General features: G+C 44.2%; 24 protein-coding genes, 1 other RNA gene, 1 pseudogene and 1 riboswitch. Of the genes and pseudogenes, 6 read left to right on the forward strand and 20 right to left on the reverse strand.

Features of this window, described 5'->3' with window-relative positions:
- Positions 1-77: 77 nt before the first annotated feature.
- The 3 genes from BAMF_RS31160 to sspL are packed head-to-tail and all read left to right on the forward strand — an operon-like array spanning position 78 to position 1337.
- A complete protein-coding gene (locus tag BAMF_RS31160) occupies positions 78-758 on the forward strand; it encodes a queuosine precursor transporter (RefSeq protein ID WP_013352616.1) in 681 nt (226 codons plus the stop codon).
- 6 nt (positions 759-764) lie between these two features.
- Complete coding sequence (locus tag BAMF_RS31165) at positions 765-1157, forward strand: reverse transcriptase-like protein (protein WP_014470262.1); 393 nt, start codon at positions 765-767, stop codon at positions 1155-1157.
- Positions 1158-1208: 51 nt separating this feature from the next.
- Positions 1209-1337: a small, acid-soluble spore protein L gene (gene sspL / locus BAMF_RS31170; protein ID WP_003153575.1), complete on the forward strand. Its 129-nt coding sequence runs from the start codon at positions 1209-1211 to the stop codon at positions 1335-1337.
- A 5-nt stretch (positions 1338-1342) separates the two neighbouring features.
- Here sspL and BAMF_RS31175 read toward each other — a convergent pair whose 3' ends face one another.
- From BAMF_RS31175 to BAMF_RS31195, 7 genes are all read right to left on the reverse strand, one after another.
- Positions 1343-2230, reverse strand: a complete 888-nt coding sequence (locus tag BAMF_RS31175; RefSeq protein ID WP_013352618.1) for a 5'-3' exonuclease — start codon at positions 2228-2230, stop codon at positions 1343-1345.
- 94 nt (positions 2231-2324) lie between these two features.
- Positions 2325-2468, reverse strand: coding sequence for a hypothetical protein (locus BAMF_RS41290; RefSeq protein ID WP_013352619.1), 144 nt, complete (start codon positions 2466-2468; stop codon positions 2325-2327).
- A 76-nt stretch (positions 2469-2544) separates the two neighbouring features.
- Entirely contained in the window at positions 2545-2802 is a 258-nt protein-coding gene (locus tag BAMF_RS31180; protein WP_014470260.1) for a YpbS family protein, read from the reverse strand.
- A gap of 67 nt (positions 2803-2869) precedes the next feature.
- Positions 2870-6451, reverse strand: a complete 3582-nt coding sequence (dynA, locus tag BAMF_RS31185) for a dynamin GTPase (RefSeq protein WP_013352621.1) — start codon at positions 6449-6451, stop codon at positions 2870-2872.
- Between the two features lie 184 nt (positions 6452-6635).
- On the reverse strand, positions 6636-6731 hold the full coding sequence (gene fbpC, locus BAMF_RS42030; RefSeq protein WP_118977655.1) for a Fur-regulated basic protein FbpC: 96 nt from the start codon (positions 6729-6731) through the stop codon (positions 6636-6638).
- A 72-nt stretch (positions 6732-6803) separates the two neighbouring features.
- Positions 6804-7310 (reverse strand): isoprenylcysteine carboxyl methyltransferase family protein, encoded by a 507-nt coding sequence (locus BAMF_RS31190; protein ID WP_013352622.1) that lies wholly within the window; start codon positions 7308-7310, stop codon positions 6804-6806.
- Positions 7310-8410: a type III polyketide synthase gene (locus BAMF_RS31195; protein WP_013352623.1), complete on the reverse strand. Its 1101-nt coding sequence runs from the start codon at positions 8408-8410 to the stop codon at positions 7310-7312. The genes BAMF_RS31190 and BAMF_RS31195 overlap by 1 nt, the downstream gene beginning before the upstream one ends.
- Before the next feature lie 165 nt (positions 8411-8575).
- On the opposite strand from BAMF_RS31195, the gene BAMF_RS31200 reads away from it, so the two are divergent.
- Positions 8576-9184 carry a GNAT family N-acetyltransferase gene (locus tag BAMF_RS31200; RefSeq protein ID WP_014470258.1) on the forward strand — a complete coding sequence of 203 codons (609 nt, stop codon included), beginning with the start codon at positions 8576-8578 and terminating at the stop codon, positions 9182-9184.
- Positions 9185-9213: 29 nt separating this feature from the next.
- Here BAMF_RS31200 and BAMF_RS31205 read toward each other — a convergent pair whose 3' ends face one another.
- Positions 9214-9522: an MGMT family protein gene (locus tag BAMF_RS31205; RefSeq protein ID WP_013352625.1), complete on the reverse strand. Its 309-nt coding sequence runs from the start codon at positions 9520-9522 to the stop codon at positions 9214-9216.
- 893 nt (positions 9523-10415) lie between these two features.
- On the opposite strand from BAMF_RS31205, the gene BAMF_RS31210 reads away from it, so the two are divergent.
- Positions 10416-10712 (forward strand): hypothetical protein, encoded by a 297-nt coding sequence (locus tag BAMF_RS31210; RefSeq protein ID WP_013352626.1) that lies wholly within the window; start codon positions 10416-10418, stop codon positions 10710-10712.
- Positions 10713-10876: 164 nt separating this feature from the next.
- Here the strand turns inward: BAMF_RS31210 and pbuX are convergent, their stop codons facing one another.
- The 5 genes from pbuX to BAMF_RS31235 all read right to left on the reverse strand — a co-directional run bounded on the left by pbuX (position 10877) and on the right by BAMF_RS31235 (position 16920).
- Positions 10877-12181 carry a xanthine permease PbuX gene (pbuX, locus tag BAMF_RS31215; protein ID WP_013352627.1) on the reverse strand — a complete coding sequence of 435 codons (1305 nt, stop codon included), beginning with the start codon at positions 12179-12181 and terminating at the stop codon, positions 10877-10879.
- Positions 12178-12762, reverse strand: coding sequence for a xanthine phosphoribosyltransferase (gene xpt, locus BAMF_RS31220; RefSeq protein WP_013352628.1), 585 nt, complete (start codon positions 12760-12762; stop codon positions 12178-12180). The genes pbuX and xpt overlap by 4 nt, the downstream gene beginning before the upstream one ends.
- A gap of 97 nt (positions 12763-12859) precedes the next feature.
- A riboswitch (purine riboswitch) is annotated at positions 12860-12959 on the reverse strand.
- A 132-nt stretch (positions 12960-13091) separates the two neighbouring features.
- Positions 13092-14594, reverse strand: coding sequence for a carboxypeptidase M32 (locus tag BAMF_RS31225; RefSeq protein WP_013352629.1), 1503 nt, complete (start codon positions 14592-14594; stop codon positions 13092-13094).
- 111 nt (positions 14595-14705) lie between these two features.
- Positions 14706-16625 (reverse strand): ATP-dependent DNA helicase, encoded by a 1920-nt coding sequence (locus BAMF_RS31230; protein ID WP_013352630.1) that lies wholly within the window; start codon positions 16623-16625, stop codon positions 14706-14708.
- Positions 16626-16728: 103 nt separating this feature from the next.
- Positions 16729-16920 carry a hypothetical protein gene (locus tag BAMF_RS31235; protein ID WP_013352631.1) on the reverse strand — a complete coding sequence of 64 codons (192 nt, stop codon included), beginning with the start codon at positions 16918-16920 and terminating at the stop codon, positions 16729-16731.
- Positions 16921-17086: 166 nt separating this feature from the next.
- On the opposite strand from BAMF_RS31235, the gene BAMF_RS40795 reads away from it, so the two are divergent.
- Positions 17087-17239: a YpzG family protein gene (locus tag BAMF_RS40795; protein WP_003153548.1), complete on the forward strand. Its 153-nt coding sequence runs from the start codon at positions 17087-17089 to the stop codon at positions 17237-17239.
- A gap of 83 nt (positions 17240-17322) precedes the next feature.
- Here BAMF_RS40795 and BAMF_RS31240 read toward each other — a convergent pair whose 3' ends face one another.
- From BAMF_RS31240 to BAMF_RS41300, 7 genes and pseudogenes are all read right to left on the reverse strand, one after another.
- Positions 17323-17769, reverse strand: coding sequence for a hypothetical protein (locus BAMF_RS31240; protein ID WP_013352632.1), 447 nt, complete (start codon positions 17767-17769; stop codon positions 17323-17325).
- Positions 17770-18105: 336 nt separating this feature from the next.
- A complete protein-coding gene (locus tag BAMF_RS31245; protein WP_013352633.1) occupies positions 18106-19254 on the reverse strand; it encodes a THUMP domain-containing class I SAM-dependent RNA methyltransferase in 1149 nt (382 codons plus the stop codon).
- Between the two features lie 97 nt (positions 19255-19351).
- An RNA gene (rnpB, locus tag BAMF_RS40800) (RNase P RNA component class B) lies at positions 19352-19733 on the reverse strand.
- Positions 19734-19788: 55 nt separating this feature from the next.
- Positions 19789-20088 (reverse strand): cell division regulator GpsB, encoded by a 300-nt coding sequence (gpsB, locus tag BAMF_RS31250; RefSeq protein WP_003153541.1) that lies wholly within the window; start codon positions 20086-20088, stop codon positions 19789-19791.
- 79 nt (positions 20089-20167) lie between these two features.
- Positions 20168-20716 (reverse strand): SLOG family protein, encoded by a 549-nt coding sequence (locus tag BAMF_RS31255; protein WP_013352634.1) that lies wholly within the window; start codon positions 20714-20716, stop codon positions 20168-20170.
- An 84-nt stretch (positions 20717-20800) separates the two neighbouring features.
- On the reverse strand, positions 20801-21040 hold the full coding sequence (gene cotD / locus BAMF_RS40805; protein ID WP_013352635.1) for a spore coat protein CotD: 240 nt from the start codon (positions 21038-21040) through the stop codon (positions 20801-20803).
- 83 nt (positions 21041-21123) lie between these two features.
- Positions 21124-21231 (reverse strand): annotated as a pseudogene (locus BAMF_RS41300) (hypothetical protein); the annotation flags it as partial.
- Positions 21232-21292 lie beyond the last annotated feature (61 nt).

The raw sequence follows: 21292 nt of genomic DNA on the forward strand, positions 1-21292 counted from the left end.
ATCACCTTACCATTCATTAGTTGACGGGCGTATGCTATAATCAAACCATTCTCAAATTGAAAGGAAGTCAGCAGGTTTTGTTTAATGATGTATTATGGATTTTATTTGCGATCATTCATTTTATCATTGTTCTTTTGTTTTATAAAGGATTTGGCAAAACGGGCCTATTTGTATGGATCGGTTTCGCCACGGTGTGCGCCAACTTGCAGGTTGTCAAAACAGTTGAGCTGTTCGGGCTTACGGCGACATTGGGAAATATCATGTACGGCACCGTTTTCTTCGCAACGGATGTGCTGAATGAAAAATACGGTCCCCGGGAAGCGCGCAAGGCCGTCTGGCTCGGCTTTTCCACTTTGCTGGCTTTGACATGCGCCATGCAGGGAGCTCTTTTATATAAACCGGCTGCTTCAGATATCGCGCAGCCTGCCCTTGAGACGATTTTCGGTTTTCTGCCTCGTGTTGCGCTCGGGAGCCTCTTGGCTTTTATTTTCAGCCAAACGATAGATGTTTATGTATATTCCGCCATTCGGCGAATCTTTCCTTCAGACAGGCTTCTCTGGCTCAGAAACAGCGGAAGCACGGCGCTCAGCCAGCTGCTGGATACATTTATCTTCACTGCCGTCGCCTTTATCGGCGTTTATTCCGCGGGAGTGTGGTTCAGCATTTTTATTTCAACTTATCTGATTAAATTTGCGGTATCACTCATTTCTGTCCCTTATGCATATGCGGCAAAACGAATGACACCGAACGGAGAGTGACGGATGATGCCCGCTGAAATTTATGTAGACGGTGCGAGCGCCGGAAACCCGGGCCCGTCCGGTATCGGTATTTTCATTAAGCATGACGGGAAAACAGAATCTTTCTCAATTCCGATCGGCGACCATTCAAACCAGGAAGCTGAATTTCTCGCCTTAATTGAAGGAATGAAGCTGTGTGCCGCCCGCGGATATGAGTCGGTGTCATTCCGGACGGATTCGGATATCGTGGAGCGGGCCGCAGATCTGGAAGCGGTGAAAAACAAGACTTTCCAGCCGTTTGTTGACGAAATCATCCGATTAAAGGCCGGATTTCCATTGTTTTTTATTAAGTGGATTCCGGGCAGACAAAATCAAACAGCCGATCAGCTTGCAAAAAAAGCGATTCGGCTGAATAAATAACCGGAATGAAATTGTGTCTTACTGTTCATCCTACAAATGAGGTGAACAGCTATGAGAAAAGAAAATAAAGGCCGGCTGACCGGAGGCGTGAATCCTCAGGGAAATATGGAGGGAAATGCGCACAAAGACCCGAAATCAGCCCTTGAAAACAACGCAAAAAAAAGCAATACAAAACGCTAGAGGGATCAGCTGATCTCTCTGGCGTTCAGCTTTTCGAGCATTCTTTCAATTCCTTTTATCTGGTGGCGTCTGAGCATGAGAGCTGCCTCTTCCATCTTCAATGAAAAAAGCGCTTCTTCAAACGTACAGACTAACGGCACTTCGCAATGTATTTCAGCAAGCTGCCTTGACAGCTCCAATTCTTTTAAGCTTTGCTGAATTTTTGTTTGCTGGCCCTTCGGTAGTAAAGAAAGACTTTCTAATAAACGGTCAATGTTTTCATACTCACGGATCAGCTTGTACGCCGTTTTTTCTCCGATGCCTTTAACACCGGGGTAGTTGTCGCTTGTGTCTCCCATCAGCGCCTTTATGTCAATCAGTGCTTTTGGCGGAACCCCTGTTTCTTCTCTGAAAATTTCCTCTGTATATACTTTATAGTTGCCGATGCCCTTTTGCAGCAGCGCTACTTGAACTTGTTTATTCAGCAATTGAAGCAGGTCTTTATCACCCGTTACGATTGTAATTTCCGCTTCACCGGAAAATAAGGCAGAGAGCGTGCCGATACAGTCATCCGCTTCATAGCCTTTTATGCCGATATTTAAAATACCGAGTTCAGCTGCCGCTTCCTTTGCTAAATCAAATTGCGGAATCAGCTCAAGCGGCGGTTCGCTTCGATTGGCCTTATAATCCTGAAACAAATCATTACGGTACGTTTTGCTTCCCATATCCCAGCAGCAGACGACATGTGTGGGCTGAAACGTTTCAACCGCCGTAATGAGATGCTTTAAAAAGCCATTGACGCCGTTTGTCGGAATTCCGTTTTCATTTATCATAAAATTGCGATGAACGGCCGTCGCGAAAAATGATCGGAATAAAAGCGCCATGCCGTCAACGAGCAGTAATTTGTTATTCATATATCGAAACTCCTTCTTTATTCAATGTTCCTATTTTACCAAAGAAGGCCGTAAAAAAACAGCATCCTCCCTTTTGGAAGATGCTGCCGCTTCGTCAATCACCGTGTCTTTTATTGCTTGCCATCAGCTTTTCAGCTTCACGGCCGGCATAGGAATCAAATTTTTGTCCGAAGCCGTTTTTCTTTTTGGCATTGTTATTCTGCTGAGCATTTCTGTTTCCCAGTTTTGTTCTGCCCATTGTCGTATCCCCCCTTAGAGAAGATACGGATAGTATGCGCAGTATGCGCTGATGCCACACGCGGCATGTTCATCCATTACTGTCTGCTGACGAATTCTTTTACCATCTCTTCAGTCACAAAACGTCTTGCCGGCACAATGCCTTTTTTGGCCAGCTGGTTCATTTTTGCGGTAATTTCATTAATGGCGTCCGTCGTGAACGGTTCATTTTGTCTGCATTTGAGAACGGCTGCTTCAATGGCTTGTTCACGCTGATATTCAAGCTCTACAAATGACTTGACGTGATGATGCTGTTTTGCGGAGTGTGCTGAAATTGCTTTATGGACTTCTGACATAAAAGGTTTCATCTCGCTTTTTTCATTTTAGTCTACCACGACTGTTATATACCCGCCAACCTGATTTTTAAATTTTCAGCATTTCATCTTTCTTTTTCCATGCTTTTTCGGCCTCATAAAGGTACTCAATTTCCCCAGCATTGGTGTTCTCCGCAAGCCCCTGTAAATAAGTGTCCCGCTGCTCGCGGATCTGCGACAGGCTTTTATCCGCCATATCTTCTTGCAGACGGCGCACCTGCTCAGTATAGCGTGCTGAAAGGCTTTCTTTCTCCTGCTCAAGCCATTTTTCTGTCACTTTTTGCAGGCTGAGCCTGAGTCCTTCCACAAATGCCGCTTTTCCGTTCTGTTCAAAAAATTGCTTCGGCGATTTAACTTCTTTTACGTGATGAGTGAATGCCGAGGCGTCAATTACCGGAGCGACCTCTTTCAGCTGAACGGCAAATTCGTTTTCAGCGCTGACATAAATGGAGAAATCCCCGTCTTCCATAAGCTGCTTCCGGCAGTTTTCCATCCATTCCGCAGTCATATGGCGTTCAATAAAGCCGGTCATCCGGATATCGAGTGTCTTCAGCTCTTGAATGTATTCAAAACGGAATTCCTTGAGCGCTTCCTTGAGCGCCGCTGATATATTCTGTTTCCAATCACCGTTTTGAAGGCCCGGATGGAAAGCGGTTTTCAGCATATCATTCGCATAAAACGACAGGCGGTGTTTAATGTGATAAAGCTGTTCTTCCGTATCTTTCATCACTTTTCGAATGATGACCTCAGACGTACGGCGCTTTGAAATAGCGGCAAGAGCTTTTTCATAAGAAGACTCCAGACGCTGTTTCTTTTTTTCTTTTTCTTCTGCCGACTGGTGAAGAGATTCGTGAAGCTGTTCCACCATATCGCACAATTTGTCAGCTTCTGTTTGCAGCTGGGCGCAGCTGGCCCTCATTACATCTTCTTCAATAAAGTGCGCAAGTCCGGTTCTTACATCAGAGAACTTGTTATAGAAAGCTTCTTTTTGCCCCGCAAGCTCTTCTTTACTTGACACATGAAATAATGTCGGCCGGTTAATTCCTTCTTTAGAAAGTTCAGAGCGAACGTAGTCTTTGACGGTTTCCAGCTCGCTTTCCGTTTTCGCCAGATCGGCGGCGTTAATGACAAAAAACATTTTATCCATGCCGAATGATTCTTTGACGAGGCCGAGTTTCTTCAGAAAAGACCTGTCTCCTTTTGAAAAAGAATGCTGATAGTACGTCATATAAAAGAAAGCGTCAGCATCTTTTATATATTGAAAGGCAAGCTCCGTGTGGCGCTTGTTGATACTGCTTGCTCCCGGCGTATCAACGATGGTGATGCCTTTTTGCGTGAGAGGGCAGTCATAATATACGGTGACTTCTTTCACACAGCAGGCCGTTTTTTCTTCAGCTGCGTACGGTTTTAAATCTTCAACCGGCACCGTCAATGTCAGCCTTTGACGGATCTGCTCTTCATACGTATGAAACGCCTGAAGCATCGTCTGAATCACCGGCGTAAGATCTTCCGGCACTTTTCCCTTTTTAATGGCATAATTCCATCTCTCGTTCAGTGAACGCCCCTTTACGTCAGCATCCTTCAGCTCTGTCAGCTGAAGCATTTCAGCGTCAAGCTCCTCTTCCGTTTTAAAAACGATCTCCGCAGATTTATGCGGTTTGCCGCCTTGCGGTTTGGTTATTTTGTTGATGGTGGCCGTTGTCGGCGTCGGTGATGAAGGAAGCACGTATTCACCGACAAGCGCATTGGCAAAAGACGATTTACCGGAACTGAAGCCGCCGAATAACGCCAAAGTAAATTGGCGGTTTTCAAGCCGCTTAACCCTGCTTCGAAAGGCTTCTGCCTGTTTTCCTAACAGGCTTGATGAGTCAAGAATCCCGGCAAGTTCATAGAACCGATCGACCTGCTCTTTTATGGGAAGTTCCTTTATCGAATTTTTCTCAGGCTGGATTACTTCATGATGTAGAGTCTCTTTTGGTTTCTCTTTTTGGACAGGCGCATTCGCAAGGCGTTTTTTTCGCAAATACCAGTCGCTGCTTTCCGTATCATAGGCCGATTCTCCTTCCCACAAAGCGCGGACGCGGGCGGCTTTTTCTTCGGCATTGCGTTCTTCTGTTGCCGATAGCGCGAGCTCATCCCTTATCTTCCTCTCTTTCTCAAGTCGTTTTTTCAGGCTCTCTATGAGCGGTCCGTTTTTTGCCTGAATATAAGCGGTCAGCTCCTCAATAAGTTCCGCCGTCTGTCTTTTGGCTTCCCGTCTGATCATTTCCGCGAGGTCTTTCGTATAGGTTAATACGTATTCAGATGAAAATGCCGCTCCCTGCTTAAGGGCCTGAGCGGTGATATCGCCAGAAAGCGGTGTGCGGTACGCCTGTATTTTCTTGATCAGTTCGTCAGATTCCGCTTCATACCGCTTGGCCGCTTTCGTAAATGTGTCGATAATATGCCAATCCGCTTCCCCTTCCGTTCTTTTTTTGATATCGGCAAAGAATTCAGCCTGCCTTCTCTCTTTTTCCGCTGCCGTTTTCGCTTTTGAAAAGAAAAGTCCGGTTTTGAATGAGGGCTGCTGCGATTCGATATAAGCAGATGCAAGCTCCCTCATCTCAAATGGTGTCAGATTAGCGTTTTGCAATATGTTCTGTACGTCGTTTCTGATGTCTTTCTCTGCTGTTTCAGCCTGTTGAATGGTATTTTCAAGCTCAGCTTCGACAGAACGGACGAGTGCTTCTTGTTTGTCAAACAGCTCTTGGCCGCCGCTATTATCATCTTTTACGAGCATGTCTGTATGCTCTTTGACTAAGCGGGCGACCTTTCGTTCCGTTAAGGACCATAAATTTGCTTTTGCCTGCTGTTTCAGCTGCTGCAGATGTTTTTTCAGCTTTTCAATGCCGTTTAAAGGATGATCAGGCTCTGTGACAGACGTAAAGAAAAGCGATTCCTTCGGTATTCCCGCGCCTTCGAGCATATCTTCCACCTGTCTCCGGTACTCTTCAAACTTCGTCTCGTTTTCATCATGCCTGTCAATTTGGTTGACGATCAGAAACAGATTCGGAGTACGGTCTTTAATGGAGCTGAGAAACAGCATATTTTCTTCTGAATGAACATGATTATAATGGACGACGTAAAATAAAGCGTCTGCCTGGTGAAGAATCGAAGCGGCTGATAAAAAATGCGCCTCGTCCGTCGAATCAATCCCCGGTGTGTCAATGTAGGCCGCATGAGGCTCTGACTCCTCAAAGCCTGCATAGACTTCCACCGTCTCAATTTGCTCACCGTCTTTACAGAATTGCTGCACTTGTTCTTTATCGTAACTTCCTTTGATTTCTGCATAAGCCCCGTCAGTCGTATGAAGCACGACTTTATCTGCACCGTGCCGGATGACAACAAGGTTGGCGCTTGTGGGAATCGGGCTTGTCGGCAGTATGTCTTCACCGAGCAATGTGTTTAATAGAGAGGACTTTCCCGCCGAATAATGCCCGGTAAATGCGATATAAACCTCTTCATCAGCCGCTTTTTTCATAATGGCCGCGAGCTGATCGGCCCGTTTTTCATCCTGATGATCCAAAAATTGTGCGTATAAGGCACCCGTTCTGCTGAAAATCTCCCTGTTATGGCGTTCTGCTTCTGTCATGTGTCTTTACCCCTTTGTGTCTGTCGCATCAAATGACGTTTTCGTTTTTAGAAAGCTCTGAAAAAAACCTCTCTCCCATTTTACACAAGAATGGTTCACTTTTCTTCAGGAAACGGCAAAAAAGCCGCCGATATCGGCAGCTGTTAAAGAAAAAAACACCCGCGGCAGGAAAAACCGCAGATGCTTAAGAGGACATCGATTTATTCGAAACTTTTTTCAATACAAAACCAATTAAAAAGCTGTATGTACAAACGGCTGCAAATAAAAATAACATTGTCATTTTTGGCACCACCTTGAATGAGAATCATTTTCATATTTACATCTTATCATGAGTGAGAATGATTTTCAATCGCTATTTTGCGGTGTTTTCTTCTAAAGCCTTCTCTTCGGCGCGAATCCTCACAGTAAGCATGCAGGCATTAAGGATTGAAAAGAGAAACAGTGTCCAATACGCCCCGTATAACAGCGGTAGCAAGATAAATTCTAAGATGACAACCGCATAGTTCGGGTGCTTCATCCACCTGTACGGCCCCTTTTTGACAAGCTCCGCATCCGGCACGACAAGGATTTTCGTATTCCAATATCGCCCCAGCGATAAAAGCGCCCAATACCTGATCCCCTGCACAAATAAAATGATACATATAATGGCGGCCCACCTTGGAGAATGCGCTTTATGAAACGCCGCCACCTCGGCAATAAGAGAGACAAAAAAGAGCACGTGCATCAGAACGAGAAAGGGGTAATGCCCTTCTCCGTATTCGACGGCGCCTTGTTTTTTCACTTTCCGCTCATTGCGCCGGGCCACGATCATCTCCGCAATCCGCTGGGCAGCAAGGAGTATGATAAACAGCCAAAACATTAAGATGCCCCCCTTTCCCAGCTGAACAGCAAAAGCTCAGACGAAAATCCCGGCCCGAGAGCGCCGATCAGCCCTTTTTCGTTTTCTTTCTGCCGTCCGTGCAACAACTGTTCTTTTATGACATGAAAAATAGTTGCTGAAGACATGTTCCCGTGTTTTTGCAGCACCTTCTGAGATGCCGCCAGCTGCCCGGCGTCCATTGAAAGGCTCGTTAAATAGGCGTCAATGACCTTTTTCCCGCCGGGATGGGCAAGAAAGGTTTTAATGTCGTGAGACAGGACTCCATGTTCATATAAAAATTCATCAACATTATCCTTCAGCCAATGTGAAACAAGAGTGGGAATGTCTCTGGAAAAAATGACTTGAAATCCGCTGTCGGTGAATTCCCAGCCCATCACATCTTCCGCATCCGGCATCATCACCGATTGAGTGGCGAATATCCTCGGAACGAGCGGCTGTTTGACGTCTTTCCGGCTCGCCTTCTCCCCTCCGATTAGTACGGCGGCAATTCCGTCCGCAAACAGGGAGGTTCCGATTAAATTGCTTTTTGACTTGTCCTCCGGCTGAAACGTTAAGCTGCAAAGCTCAGCCGCGATAACAAGCACGTATGCTTCAGGGTAGGCACGGCAGTATTCATACGCCCTGGACAGCCCGGCCGCTCCGCCCGCGCATCCTAAGCCCCAGATCGGGATCCGTTTTGTTTTCGCAGAAAAAGGAAGCTGATTCATCACCTTCGCTTCAATGCTGGGTGTCGAAAGCCCGGTGCTGGAAATAAAAAAGATCGCATCTACTTTTTCATATGGAAAGGGATTTGTTAAACATTCCGGGTTTGTTAAACAATCAACCGCCGCATCCACGCTGTGCTTAACGGTTTCTTCCGTATACAGCCGGTTCTTTTCTGAAAAACCCCGTTCCGTTTTATACCATTCAATCGGCCGTACAAACTGTCTTGATTCAATTTCGCCGTTTTGAAAGGCTTTTAACAGCCGGTCAATATCCTTAAATGAATTGGCAAACATCCCTCTCGCAAATTCCGCCGCCTTTTCTTGCGAGACGTGATGCTCCGGAATACTCGTTCCGACCGATAACACATATGCCATACCCATCACCTCTTCACATAAAGGTTTCCGCTTTTTTCCTGAATGTATGCACGAGGTTTGAATGAAGGATTTCGCTGACCTGCCATTTTCATTGCAAATTGGCCCTTTTGAATGACAAACCGTTCGATTATACTTGATCCATTCATAAAAAAGGTTGTGATAGGAATGCTGACACCCGTCATACTTAAAGGGTCACTCGTTCAGTTAGAGCCGATGAAGCTTGATCACTCTCAGGCACTCTGCGAAGCGGCTTCAGAAAATAGAACAACTTACGCTTACAGCCATGTACCTGACGGAATCCAAGAAACAAAGCGTTATATTGAGCATGCGCTTTCCGATTATGGAAAAGGGCTTGCATTGCCTTTTGCAGTACGGAGCCTTAAAACGGATCGAATCGTCGGAAGCACGAGGTTTATGGATGTGGGAGTGTTTACGCGGCCGCCCGATGCAGCTCCGGAAGTGTGTGAGATCGGCAGCACGTGGTATGCCTCTTCCATGCAGCGGACAGGTGTCAATACGGAGTGTAAACTTTTGATGCTGACCCATGCGTTTGACGTGTGGCAAGCTGTCAGAGTGACGCTGAAAACCGATGTTCGCAACCAGCGCTCACGGACTGCGATTTTACGGATCGGAGCCCAATTTGAAGGAATCCGCCGCGCGCACATTCCGGATGTCGACGGCGGCCTCAGAGATACCGCCTACTACTCCATCCTTCATGAGGAATGGCCTTACATCCGGCAAAACCTTTCTGACCGGCTCGGGGCATACAACTGAAAAACCTGCCGATATATACGGCAGGTTTTTTACATTTCCGGATCATATGCGTATAAATTGAGATTGATCCGTCCTTCTGGCGTGACCTCTACCCCCTCAGCCTCAAGAGACAGCTTCTGTACTGAAAACAGCTCTTCATCTTTTAACCCGATTTCACCCTTTGCATTGATGACCCGGTGCCAAGGAAGACGATGCTTTTTACTCATGGAGTGAAGTATCCTCACAACCTGCCTCGCTCCCCGCGGACTTCCCGCAAGGCCGGCAATTTGCCCATACGTCATCACTTTTCCTTCAGGTATCTGTTTGATAATGGCTAACGCCCGTTCCGTAAATGTCATGGAAACCCTCATTTCCCGAAATACAGCAGTATTCTTAGCTTCTTCCGCACTTATCATACAACAGTTTTGAAGGTGAAGTCACTTGAGCGGCAGCCTGCTGTTTGTACTAGGTTTTAGAGAAGCGTCTCAGTACCTATCCGAAGAAAAAGAAAAGGTTTGTACTGCTCATGCCTAAAGATGGTCAGAAGCAATAGCTGAAAAATTAATCATCATACTGGTGAGTTCTGTAATAATTCTCAGCGGGATAGATATTCCACTCCCAAAACATTTGAGCCCTGAGATAAAATATTCCGATCTATAAAAATTTCAAAATTAAGGAGCATTCGTTCATATTCAATTTAGTTAAGAATCCATAGATAGTTCCGATCAGCAGAAATTTTTGTTTTGACAATTAACAAATAGCAGCCATCAAAAGATGTGCAATTGTAATATACTCCGTCTTTTAAAAAACATTTTTCAATTTCTTCTAGATTAAGTATATGAAGCCCCCGCGTGCATTTCTGCCATAAATCAGCACAGCAAATATTCTAGCCTCGTTATGATGCAGTTTCAAAAAAACTCTATAGTCATCGTGGAACGAAACATTCAATTTCTCGATTGTTTGCACCTTTAGAAGAGGTGCATTTCACTTCAGCCAAAATTCCCTCACTCTTTTAAAGTTTTAATTGTCCTTTTTCAACAATGAATTCTTTTAAACCTTTTATTTCTTTTCAGGTTTTATAGCTATCTTTTTTGATAGTTATATGATGGTGCTTATTCTATCACCCTTTCATGAACCACGATTTAAGTAAATTATTAGTATGTTCACAAAAAGTTAACAAAAATGATCATGGACACTTTTAACATAATATGTAATAATACAGTTGTATCAAAAAAGAAAAGGAGTGTTTAAAATGAAAATGAAAAAAGTCTTAACTGGTTCCGCCTTGTCTCTTGCTCTGCTTGTTTCAGCTGCACCTGCATTTGCAACCGCTGCTTCAGCAACATCTAACACAGTCAGTGTTGAAAAGGAACAAAAAGTAATAACACCACAAGCATATTTAAAAAGAGTTCCTCTTACTGGATATCCATCTAGATGGAGCATTCCTAACAAAACAGTTTTCATGGGAGTGACACTATACTTGAAAGAAGCTAGACAGGAAAGTGATGGTACATGGACTGGAATATTTGAAGGTTGGATTAACGACTAAATAATATTGGAGTATCTTGAACATTTGTCCTTTAGGACACGTTACAAATAAAATGAAAGAGGATGCCTCACAAAAAGTTCAGCAAACTTTCGGAAGCATCCTCGATCTCGGGATTTCATAAAGAAATATTATTAAAATGTTATTTTTTTAAGAAAAACGGGTGACTAACCCTCTTGAACCCTTGTCACATCAAGGGTTTTTTTCGTTTTAGGAATCATATTATAAACAATATTCAAGAGCACGGCGGTAAAGCTGCCGGCGACGATTCCGTTTGTGGTCAGTAGATTTAGGTAAGACGGCAGATGCTTAAACATATCGGGAACGACGGTTACACCGAGTCCCAATCCGACCGAACACGCGACGATCAGAAGGTTTTCCTGCTTTTTAAAGTCAATGTGGCTAAGCATTTTAATGCCGTAAGAAATGACCATGCCAAACATAGCTACCATCGCGCCGCCCAGCACCGAAGATGGGATGATTGTCGTGAAGGCTGCGATTTTCGGAAAAAGGCCGAATAGCATTAAGAGTACGCCCGTGACTCCGATGACCGCGTTTTTCTTAATTCCCGTCAGCTGTACGAGCCCCACGTTTTGGGAATAGGCCGTGTACGGAAACGCGTTGAAAATGCCGCTAATGAATACCGCCAGCCCCTCCGCGCGGTAGCCTTTTGCTAAATCGCGTTCAGACAGGCGCCGGTTTGTCAGATCACCGAGAGCGAAATAGACGCCGGTTGATTCAACAAGACTGACAATGGCAATGATGGACATCGTAATAATCGGTGCCGCATGAAATGTAGGCGTCCCGAAGTAAAACGGTTTAATCATCTGAATGGCGTCAGCGTTCGCCACATTGTCAAATTGCACTTTTCCCATAAAATAAGCGATAGCCGTCCCGATGACAATACCGATTAAAATCGAAATGGATTTCAAGAACCCTTTTGTAAACCGGTAAAGCAGCACAATGATGACAAGCACCGTAAATCCGAGAGCAAGGTTAGCCGGATCACCGAAATCCTTGCTCCCTTCCCCGCCGGCAATGTGATTCATCGCAACCGGCATCAAGGTCATTCCGATAATCGTTACAACAGATCCGGTTACGACAGGCGGAAAAAAGGCGACGAGCTTGCCGAAGAAAAAAGACAGCAGAATGACTAGCAGACCTGATGCCAAAATGCTTCCGTAAATAGCTGAAATCCCGTATTCCTTACCGATGGAAATAATCGGCGCCACCGCTGTGAACGTACAGCCGAGCACAACGGGCAAGCCGATGCCGAAAAATTTGTTTCTCCACACTTGAAGCAGCGTAGCCGCCCCGCACATAAAAATGTCAATTGAAACGAGATAAGTCAGCTGTTTTGCGTTCAGCCCCAGTGCCGCTCCTACAATTAAGGGAACGACAACAGCGCCGGCATACATGGCAAGCACATGCTGAATACCGAGGGAAAGTGTTTTGGCATAGCCGTTTTTCATGAACGGACCTCCTGTACAAATGTCACTTTTCCGTCCTCAAGCGATTGAATTCTCGCCAGTGATTCGACCCGGCATCCTTTTTTCACGAGCTCATCTCTTCCCGGCTGAAATGATTTTTCGATAACGATGCCGATTCCGCTAACTGCTGCACCAGCTTGTTTCACGATGGACAAAAGCCCTTCTGCCGCCTGTCCGTTCGCTAAAAAGTCGTCAATGATTAACACGCGGTCTTCTTTAGATAAGTGACTGCCGGAGACGGCAATCTGACTTTCTGTTTTTTTCGTAAAAGAATAGACGGACGCCGTCAGCAGATCATCCGTTAACGTGAGAGACTTCCTTTTTCTCGCAAAGATGACGGGAACACCGAGCTCAAGACCGGCCATCACCGCAGGGGCAATGCCCGAAGATTCAATCGTGACGATTTTTGTGATACCGTCTTTTTCGAAACGGCGCGCAAATTCTTGACCAATCTGCTGCATGAGAACCGGATCAATTTGATGATTTAAAAAAGAATCAACTTTCAGCACTTGGTCAGAAAGAACGATTCCGTCTTCTTCTATTTTTCGTTTTAATGCTTCCACAATGATTACCCCCGCTTATATAAAATAAAAAAAGCATTGCCCGCTCTCAAAAAAGAGCAAGCAATGCCGAATAATCTACACGTAACGGCGAATGAAAGCCGTCCCATTGCTCACTCATAGTCGGTCATTTACGGTGACCGGTAGAAACTTGCGTGCCATATCCACGCGATTATATGAGTGTTCGTATGATATTAATCAAATTATAACAAGATACAGTCCTTTTGCATAGAGAAATTTGAATATTTCCGAACTTTTACAAAGAATCAGTTTCTATTATTCGTCTTTTTGGAATTTTTAGAAAAACACCCGGCGTATACCGGGCGTTTCGTTTATAAATATAAATTTGAATATTTGCCGACGAGATACTCAATAAGATATTGGACGTTCAGCTCTTCTCCCGTTGCATCTTTAATGATGTCTAGCGGCATTTTACGTCTTCCGTGCTGATGAACCTTTTCTGTCAGCCATTGCTTGATCGGCTCAAAATCGCCCCGTTCTATTAATTGATCAAATTCAGGCAGATCGTCAAGCATGGTATTCTTCAGCTGAGCCGCATACATATATCCGAGCGCATAGGAAGGGAAATAACCGAAATCTCCGCCTGCCCAATGAACGTCCTGCAAAATGCCTTTCGCGTCAGATGGCGGCGTAATGCCTAAATAATCATGATATTTTTGATTCCACAATGCAGGCAGTTCTTCAACTGTCACTTCATTGCTGAAAATCGCTTTTTCAATTTCATAACGGATAATAATATGAAGCGGATATGTCAGCTCATCGGCTTCAATTCGGATAAAGGACGGTTTCGCCTCGTTGACGGCGCGTACAAAATCCTCTCTTTTTACATCTTGAAATTGATCAGGCGAAGCCTCAATCATTTTTTCATAATATGCGGTCCAAAAATGTTGATTTCTGGCGATAAAGTTTTCATAAAATAACGATTGGGATTCATGAATGCCCATGGATGCACCGTCAGATAAGTTCGTTCCGCTAAGCGCTTCGTCAATATTCTGCTCGTAGATCGCATGCCCGCATTCATGTATCGTTCCGAAAATCGCGGTGCGGAAATCGTTCTCGTCATATCTGGTCGTGACCCGCACATCGCCGCGGTTGATTGTCGTCATAAACGGATGCACCGTCTCGTCCAGGCGGCCGCCGTCAAACTCATATCCGAGCTCTTTTAAGAAATACAATGATAGATCTTTTTGTTTTTCTTTCGGAAATGTTTTTGTTATAAAGGAGGTGTCCGGTTTATTGCCGGATGCCGTCACTTTTTTGACAAGCGGAATAATCGCTTCCTTCAATTCAGAAAACAGCTGATCCAGCACCTTTACCGTAACACCCGGTTCGAAAATATCGAGCAATGCGTTATACGGGTGGTCTTCATAACCCCAATAAGAAATAAACCGCTTATTAAAATCAATCAGCTTCTCAAGGTAAGGAGCAAACATAGAAAAATCAGAAGCCGCCCTTGCCTCCTCCCAAGCCGTTTCAGCTTTCGATGTCAAAATGACGTATTCTCTATATTCATCTTCAGGAATTTTTTTATTATGATCATAATCTTTTTTTGCAAGTTCCGCCGCTTTCACTGTATCTTCAGGCAGCTCTTCGGCATGCGCGAGAAGGATGTCAATCAGCTCTTTCATCCGGTCGGATGTCTGGATTTGAAAAACGTCAGCCGACAGCTGACCGATGCTTTCCGCACGGTCATCAGAGCCTTTTTTCGGGGCTCCCGTTCTTGAGTCCCAATGCATAAGCGCAATGGCTTCTTCATAGTGGGATACCCTTTTCAGCAGATCAAAAAATTCTTTTTCATATGTATGTAAATCCATAACCGTTCCCTCCCTTTTCACTATCAATTACAGGCTAATGGAACGCCGTGATAAAGTCAACTTCCCGGATTTAAAAAAAGCCGCAGGATGAAAATCCCGCAGCATGTGTTTTTATACGATTTTCGGTGTAACAGGCAAGACCTTTTTGACTTCGGCCAGAACCCGTTCGCTTTCTCCGCCCGCGTAAATGGATATGGTTCCTCTGTCTTGATTAGAGCGGATAAGGCGGCCGATTCCCTGCCGGACTCTCAGCAGCATGTACGGCAGATCAACTTCCTCAAACGGGTCTTTTTTCGCTCCGTTCCGCTTTGCGGTAAATACAGGGTCATGCGGCGGATAAGGCAACGCCCAAATGGTCACATTTCGGAGTGAGTCACCCGGAATGTCAAGACCCTCCCATAAGTGGACGGAACAAAGCACTGATTCTTCATCCCGCTGAAATTTTTCGACCAGGCTGCTGATCTCTTCGTCACCTTCGTAGTATATCGGATACGGCAGTTCCCATGCGGCAGCCTGTTCTTTAAATTCCTTCATATCTTCAAAAGAAGGGAAAAGAACGAGGGTGCGGCCTTCATTCTCCTTAATCGTTTCAATGGTTCTCGCTGTTTTCTGCTCAGACGTCATATCACCGTGAAGCGTAACAGACATTTGCTCCTCGTAGTCGTACGGAGATTCAACGGTAAATGATAAAGGATCGCGGATTCCAAGACTGTCTGCAATATAATCAAATGAACCGCCCTCAGAAAGAGTGGCTGATGAGAAAATATAAGGGATCTTTTTAGAAAAGACCTTTTCTCCCAGCACTTCGGCTACAGTTCTCGGCATCACGACAAATGTTGAGTCTGTATCCTGCTTTTCAAGCCAGCTGATGGCATCCTTTTGATACAGCGAAAGTGAATATGCCATTTGTTCGACGTATTCTTCTACGACTGACAGCTCGTACTTATCAATCGTATACATTTCGGATTCAAATACGAGCGCCTCGCCGATTTTATCAAGCAGACGGCACAGTTCGTCAGCTGCACGCTTAACGCGCTGGTCGTTTTGGATATCCAATCGGTGGGAGCCGGCGATTTCCTTCGATTCCTCTGACAGCACATAGAAAAACTCATCATTTGCGGCAAGGGAATCTTCAATCAATTCGGCAAATTCCTCCCTGATGTCATTTTGAAGCAGGCGCTCTAAAAACAGCTCAAGCGTCGATTGCTTCACACGATAGGTTAACGCTTTTTGCGCGGCGAATTCCAGCAGATGCCCTTCGTCAAACACGACGGCGCTGTGATCCGGCAAAAGCGGCAGCTGCCCTTCCCTTTTGCGTGATTCTTCTGTCCATACATGTTCCATGTAGAAATCATGGGAACAAACAATCAGATCCGTTGATTTTCTGTAATGATCTCTTGAAAGTGTTAAACCGCATCTATGTCTCATATCACATGTTAAACAATCCTGGAAGGAATCATAGCTTACGCTTGACCACTCTTCATTCGTCAAATCAGCGTACTGCTTGCGGTCGCCGTACGGATAAAAGCGCTGCATCGCTTGTGATTCATGCACGAATGAAGGCAGCGACTCATAAAGATCCAGCCACTTTTCATCATCAGAACGCTGCATCGTTTTCTCAAGCTTTTTCAGACACAGGTACTGCTCATGGGATTTTGACAGCCTTGTATCAATCTGTAAATCCAAATGTTCTGTCAGCTTGGAAATATCGCCTTCTTTTTTGACAAGCTGTTCAATTAACGTTTCATCGGCGCATGCAATAATGGCCGGTTTCCCCGTATATCTGGCATAGCTGATGGCAAACAGCAGATACACCAGCGTTTTCCCCGTACCGACTCCTGCCTCAGCGAACATGACCTTTTTCTCTTTAAATGCCCGTTCAAGCTGAAACGCCATAAATACCTGCTCATCCCGAAGGTCAAAGCCTTTTTCGGGAAGGATATCGTAAAACACGTCACCAATCCAATTGTTCAATTCTTCGTAAAAATTCTTTTCTTTTGTTAAAGCAAAAGGCAAACGTGATGTTGTCACCCAACTCCAACCCCTAACTATTCGGCATTCAGACCATCTATAATATCATTTAACCCTTTTCAATACAACAAAAAAACTTGGCCGCGCCAAGTTTTTGTAATTGTTATTTCCGATTAATGACATGTGAACATAAAAACGGATGGTCTGTTGAATGTGTGTGTTTTACCGCATTTTCAAGATTTTCCTGTGCGTGTGTCACGGCGGAAGGATCTAGCTCCGCTCCGGCTTCCTGCAGCTGGGACGCAGTTGCTTCTAACGCCTTTTGTATTTTACTGAAGTACTCACTGTTCAGCATAAAATAAGATCACCTCTCAAATAGAAATAATCATCATTCTATGCCGATGCCTCACTTTCTATACATGCCTTCCTGAATGATCCGCACCTGACCTGCACAAACTACAACAGATATTCGATCGAATATCCATCTTCACAAATTTATTCTATCCGGGAGTGATGGTTACATGAGTTATAAAGATCGATTAGATCAGCATTCTGAATTGTTTCATCACAATTGGACGCGGCCGAAACGCTCTAAATCGCAAGTGAACGGCCACACCGAAATGTCCCAGACCAACATTATTTTACGGAGCAACGCAAAAGCGCACCGCTGGTAATGGCAGAATAAAACGTAAAGATGTTAAAAGGCTGTCGATATTCGACAGCCTTTTAAAATTATTTCTAATGAAATTTTTTCTGACTATTTTCTTTTCTCCACATAAATAGTTTTAGATTGAACTGCATCTTTCATTTTCCCACCTTTGTATAACTCAACATTAACCTGCCATCTCTCTTTAAATCCAGGTTTTAGTAGTTTACTAAAATAAAACTTCTTAACAGGTGTTTTATTCGAGAATGAACCTTTATAGGAAAAATCACCAATATTGTATTCTCCATCTAAGGTGGTAACACCCATTCGATAGTTCAATGTCCCACATTTTCCATTTGTCTGAGCATATACATCAATAGAAGTAGCATTTCTTGTATACGTTGTTGCGTCAGTCCAAACCCTAGCTTCACAACCTTTAATTCCATGAACTGTTTGCCATGAACTCATGGCTGCTTCTGCTTTAGGACTGCAAATAAAAGTAGACCCTGCTATCAGTAATGCAGAAGCACCCATCAAGATTTTCGATACTTTTTTCATTAATTCCAACTCCTTCATATTTTTACATAAAATATTATAAAACGATATTATATATATATCAAGACTAGTAGGTAAATTTTAAGAAATTAGTAAACTAAAGATACTTATAAAAAAGCAAATCCATTAAGGTTTTTTCTTTATTTTGAGGAAATTTACAGCCAATTTATGTATTTACTTTATTATCCAACAATACCTCACAGATATTTATATTTAAAAGTATAATAAATAGCCGAAAAACAAGAACACTAGTTCCTGTTTTTCGGCTATAACTTGAAAGACTTATTCATAACCTATTTTTAAAATCATGTTGTCACAAAAATTCTGCTATAAAAGGGACTATATTTTTGAAATTGTTTTTTTCTTTTTTGCCCAATACTGATAATAATCCGCTTTAATAAAACCGTTAAAGAGCTTGCGTTTTTTTGTCGCTTTTCTTCCGTAGGCTTCTTCAAATTGTTCATTTGACGTCAGCATGTAAACAGACCATGTATCAAGAGATTCGAATGCCCGGCCCATTTCTTTATACATCCGCTCGACTTCCTTTTTTTCGCCGAGCCGTTCGCCGTACGGAGGGTTTCCGACGATTACGCCGAATTCGAGTTTCGTCGTGAAATCCTGCACCCGCATTTGCTTGCATTCAATCAGATCCCCGAGCCCCGCTTCTTCTGCATTTTCTTTGGCGATGTTTACCATCCGGTGATCCACGTCACTTGCAAAAATCTGCAGCGGCTGATCATAGTTCGCCTTTTCTTCCACTTCAAGACGCGCCTTGTCCCACAGTTCTTTTCCGATCCATTCCCAGTCTTCTGAGACGAAATCACGATTAAATCCGGGAGCAATGTTTTGCCCGATTAAGGCGGCTTCAATCGCTATCGTGCCGGAACCGCAGAACGGATCAACGAACGGACGGTCAGGCGTCCAGTTGGTTAACAGAACTAACGCCGCAGCGAGCGTTTCTTTAATCGGAGCTCCGCCCTGATCAACCCTGTATCCCCGTTTGTGAAGACCTGTTCCTGATGAATCCAGCGTGATGACGGCTTTATCTTTCAAAAGCGAAATCTCCACTTTGTACTCGGGACCCGTTTCTTCAATCCATTCATTTTGTTTTCCTGATTGCAGCTTCAGCTTTTCCGCTATCGCCTTTTTGACGATGCGCTGGCAGTCAGGCACACTGGCAAGTACTGATTTCACGGACTTTCCGATTACCGGGAACTTTGCGTTTTCCGGAATATATGCGCGCCAGTCAATCGCTTTTGTTTTTTCAAACAGCTCATCAAACGTTTTTGCCTGAAACTCGGCGACCTGTACTTTAATGCGGTCAGCCGTCCGCAGCCATAGGTTAGCGCGGCAGATCGCAAGCGCGTCTCCTTCAAAAATGACTTTTCCGTTGTCTACTTTGCATTCATATCCTAAATCACGCACTTCTTTGGCGACAATCGCTTCAATTCCCATCGGCGCCGTCGCTATTAGTGTGTACTTCTTCATCGTATCACCCTGTCTCTTTTCAGCTTTCGTTTCATTCAAGATAAAAGCTCCCCTTTAAAGGAGAGCTCTAATTTGTCATATCAATAAATGTTTAACGTTCTGTAAGCCATGTTTTGTTCCGTCGTACTGCAATCGGCTCATCACCTCGTACTCAGGCGGCAATCATCTATCTACAGAAAGTATTCTGTCCTTCTATCCGTTCAGTTCCTTCAAGAAGGTTCCCCTACCAAAATTTGGGTTTCTCGCTCGAGGGGTTTACCGCGTTCCACTCTCATCATTTCTGATGAGACTTCGTCACTGTGGCACTTTCAAGGATACTCAGCCATATCCGAAGACGTAGGCTTTTTTCCTGCCGTCAGCCTATCAAGGCTGCCCTAGCTTATTTCTTCGCTAGGCACGAACACTACGGGCATCTCAGCACCGTGCGAGCATGGACTTTCCTCTACAGATTCAAAGATCTGCAGCGATTACCCGAACGTTAAGAACACTTGTTCATTATAAAGCAACTTGTCTCATTTGACAAGTGCATCTGTCTTATTCGTCATAAAGCTTGCTGCCGAATACATGTTTCTCAAGGTTGGACAGCCTTTTCAGAATATCAAAGTTGGTCGTATTGGACTGCACCGGCTGTTTTTTGCTTGCTTCTTCAAGCTGTTTTTTCAGCTGCAGATTTTCCTGCTGCAGTTCTTCAATTTCTTGATGGAAAGTTTCATAATCCTTAATAATCATATCTAAAAATTTGTCAACGTCTTCTTGTCTGTAACCTCTAACACCTGTTTTAAATTCTTTTTCCAAAATGTCTTTCGCAGAAAGCTTTACTTTATCAGCAAGCATCTTTTTCACCTCGTATCGTGAATCATCATGTTATATTTTATTCAGAAACACGTCCCGTTGTCAAATGTTCTCTGGCATGTTATGTAAAGAAGTCTTCTTCTTCAACGGCAGCCCGGAGATCGTCCATCGTAATCGAATAAATCGGATAACCGTCTTTTTCGCGGCGTTTTTCCGCCTGCTGCAGCATATATTTCGGCGACCCTTCCATCTCCGGATCATATAAAAGCAAAAGCGCGTCTGACTTTTCAATAAAGAACGCGTTTTTCTGCCGGAATTGAAGCGGGCTTTCGTACGGCCGATGCGTCAGGCTCTCCTCATAATCTGCCTGTGCAAGCACCGATTCATACATTTCTTTATTCGGTTCCTTCCACTTTTCCTCCTGGCCGTAGAACGGCGTGATAACGGCAACCTTTAATTCCGGATACTCTTCTCTGAGATCGTACGCCGTTTCTGCCGCCCAAAGCTCCGTCCCCAGCTGTCCGGATATGAGAATCCATTCCAAGCCTTCGTCAAGAAAGCTTCTGAGTCTGGTTTCTATCGCCTTTTTTATATAAATAAGCGCCCGGTCATCATGTTTAAAGATACCGAGTTCAAACGGCTTGTACCCCGTTACGGCTAATACTTTCAATTGATCACCTGCTTAAAAAATGGGGCTCCCCATCGGGCCCCATTTTGATTGATATCCTTACCGACTTTGCTTAAGCGTTCAATACTAATAATCGCAGCAAGGGCTTCCGCACTGAAAATGCTGGTGTGTCGTCGGATCAACATTTGAAAAAGTATGCGGATAGTAATGAACGTGCTCAAAGTTGTGGTGATTTACGTTAGTTGTATGTTGCGGATGAATATGCGGCACAACTGTGTTAGTAAAACAATGGTGTTCACAGCAATTAGTCGGATGGACAATCGGCGGCATTACGTTTGGGCAACAATGATGATGATGATGAAACATGCTAAATCCCCTCTCCATTAACTTTTATTACACTGTTAAGTTATGAAGAAAAGCGGGTGCATGTTCTAATTCAATCACCCAATTTAGAAATGCATCAGCAAGCTGTCTTTAAAATTCGTAAATACAAACGCAATCAAAAAAACCACGACAAAGAACAAGTAAAAAACACCTTTATACATACCAACTCTCCCCTATAAATAACTAACGCTATTTTACAGGATGCGGCACCATTCTACAACAAAATCGATGCGG

Origin of the sequence: Bacillus amyloliquefaciens DSM 7 = ATCC 23350 (assembly GCF_000196735.1) — a bacterium.
Lineage (GTDB): Bacteria > Bacillota > Bacilli > Bacillales > Bacillaceae > Bacillus > Bacillus amyloliquefaciens.

Bases quoted from the DNA above. Each gene is read 5' to 3' on its own strand.
- BAMF_RS31165 (WP_014470262.1), top strand. From the start codon at position 765: ATGCCCGCTGAAATTTATGTAGACGGTGCGAGCGCCGGAAACCCGGGC.
- sspL (WP_003153575.1), top strand. From the start codon at position 1,209: ATGAGAAAAGAAAATAAAGGCCGGCTGACCGGAGGCGTGAATCCTCAG.
- BAMF_RS31175 (WP_013352618.1), bottom strand. From the start codon at position 2,230: ATGAATAACAAATTACTGCTCGTTGACGGCATGGCGCTTTTATTCCGA.
- BAMF_RS41290 (WP_013352619.1), bottom strand. From the start codon at position 2,468: ATGGGCAGAACAAAACTGGGAAACAGAAATGCTCAGCAGAATAACAAT.
- BAMF_RS31180 (WP_014470260.1), bottom strand. From the start codon at position 2,802: ATGTCAGAAGTCCATAAAGCAATTTCAGCACACTCCGCAAAACAGCAT.
- dynA (WP_013352621.1), bottom strand. From the start codon at position 6,451: ATGACAGAAGCAGAACGCCATAACAGGGAGATTTTCAGCAGAACGGGT.
- fbpC (WP_118977655.1), bottom strand. From the start codon at position 6,731: ATGACAATGTTATTTTTATTTGCAGCCGTTTGTACATACAGCTTTTTA.
- BAMF_RS31190 (WP_013352622.1), bottom strand. From the start codon at position 7,310: ATGTTTTGGCTGTTTATCATACTCCTTGCTGCCCAGCGGATTGCGGAG.
- BAMF_RS31195 (WP_013352623.1), bottom strand. From the start codon at position 8,410: ATGGCATATGTGTTATCGGTCGGAACGAGTATTCCGGAGCATCACGTC.
- BAMF_RS31200 (WP_014470258.1), top strand. From the start codon at position 8,576: ATGCTGACACCCGTCATACTTAAAGGGTCACTCGTTCAGTTAGAGCCG.
- BAMF_RS31205 (WP_013352625.1), bottom strand. From the start codon at position 9,522: ATGACATTTACGGAACGGGCGTTAGCCATTATCAAACAGATACCTGAA.
- BAMF_RS31210 (WP_013352626.1), top strand. From the start codon at position 10,416: ATGAAAATGAAAAAAGTCTTAACTGGTTCCGCCTTGTCTCTTGCTCTG.
- pbuX (WP_013352627.1), bottom strand. From the start codon at position 12,181: ATGAAAAACGGCTATGCCAAAACACTTTCCCTCGGTATTCAGCATGTG.
- BAMF_RS31225 (WP_013352629.1), bottom strand. From the start codon at position 14,594: ATGGATTTACATACATATGAAAAAGAATTTTTTGATCTGCTGAAAAGG.
- BAMF_RS31235 (WP_013352631.1), bottom strand. From the start codon at position 16,920: ATGCTGAACAGTGAGTACTTCAGTAAAATACAAAAGGCGTTAGAAGCA.
- BAMF_RS40795 (WP_003153548.1), top strand. From the start codon at position 17,087: ATGAGTTATAAAGATCGATTAGATCAGCATTCTGAATTGTTTCATCAC.
- BAMF_RS31240 (WP_013352632.1), bottom strand. From the start codon at position 17,769: ATGAAAAAAGTATCGAAAATCTTGATGGGTGCTTCTGCATTACTGATA.
- BAMF_RS31245 (WP_013352633.1), bottom strand. From the start codon at position 19,254: ATGAAGAAGTACACACTAATAGCGACGGCGCCGATGGGAATTGAAGCG.
- gpsB (WP_003153541.1), bottom strand. From the start codon at position 20,088: ATGCTTGCTGATAAAGTAAAGCTTTCTGCGAAAGACATTTTGGAAAAA.
- cotD (WP_013352635.1), bottom strand. From the start codon at position 21,040: ATGTTTCATCATCATCATCATTGTTGCCCAAACGTAATGCCGCCGATT.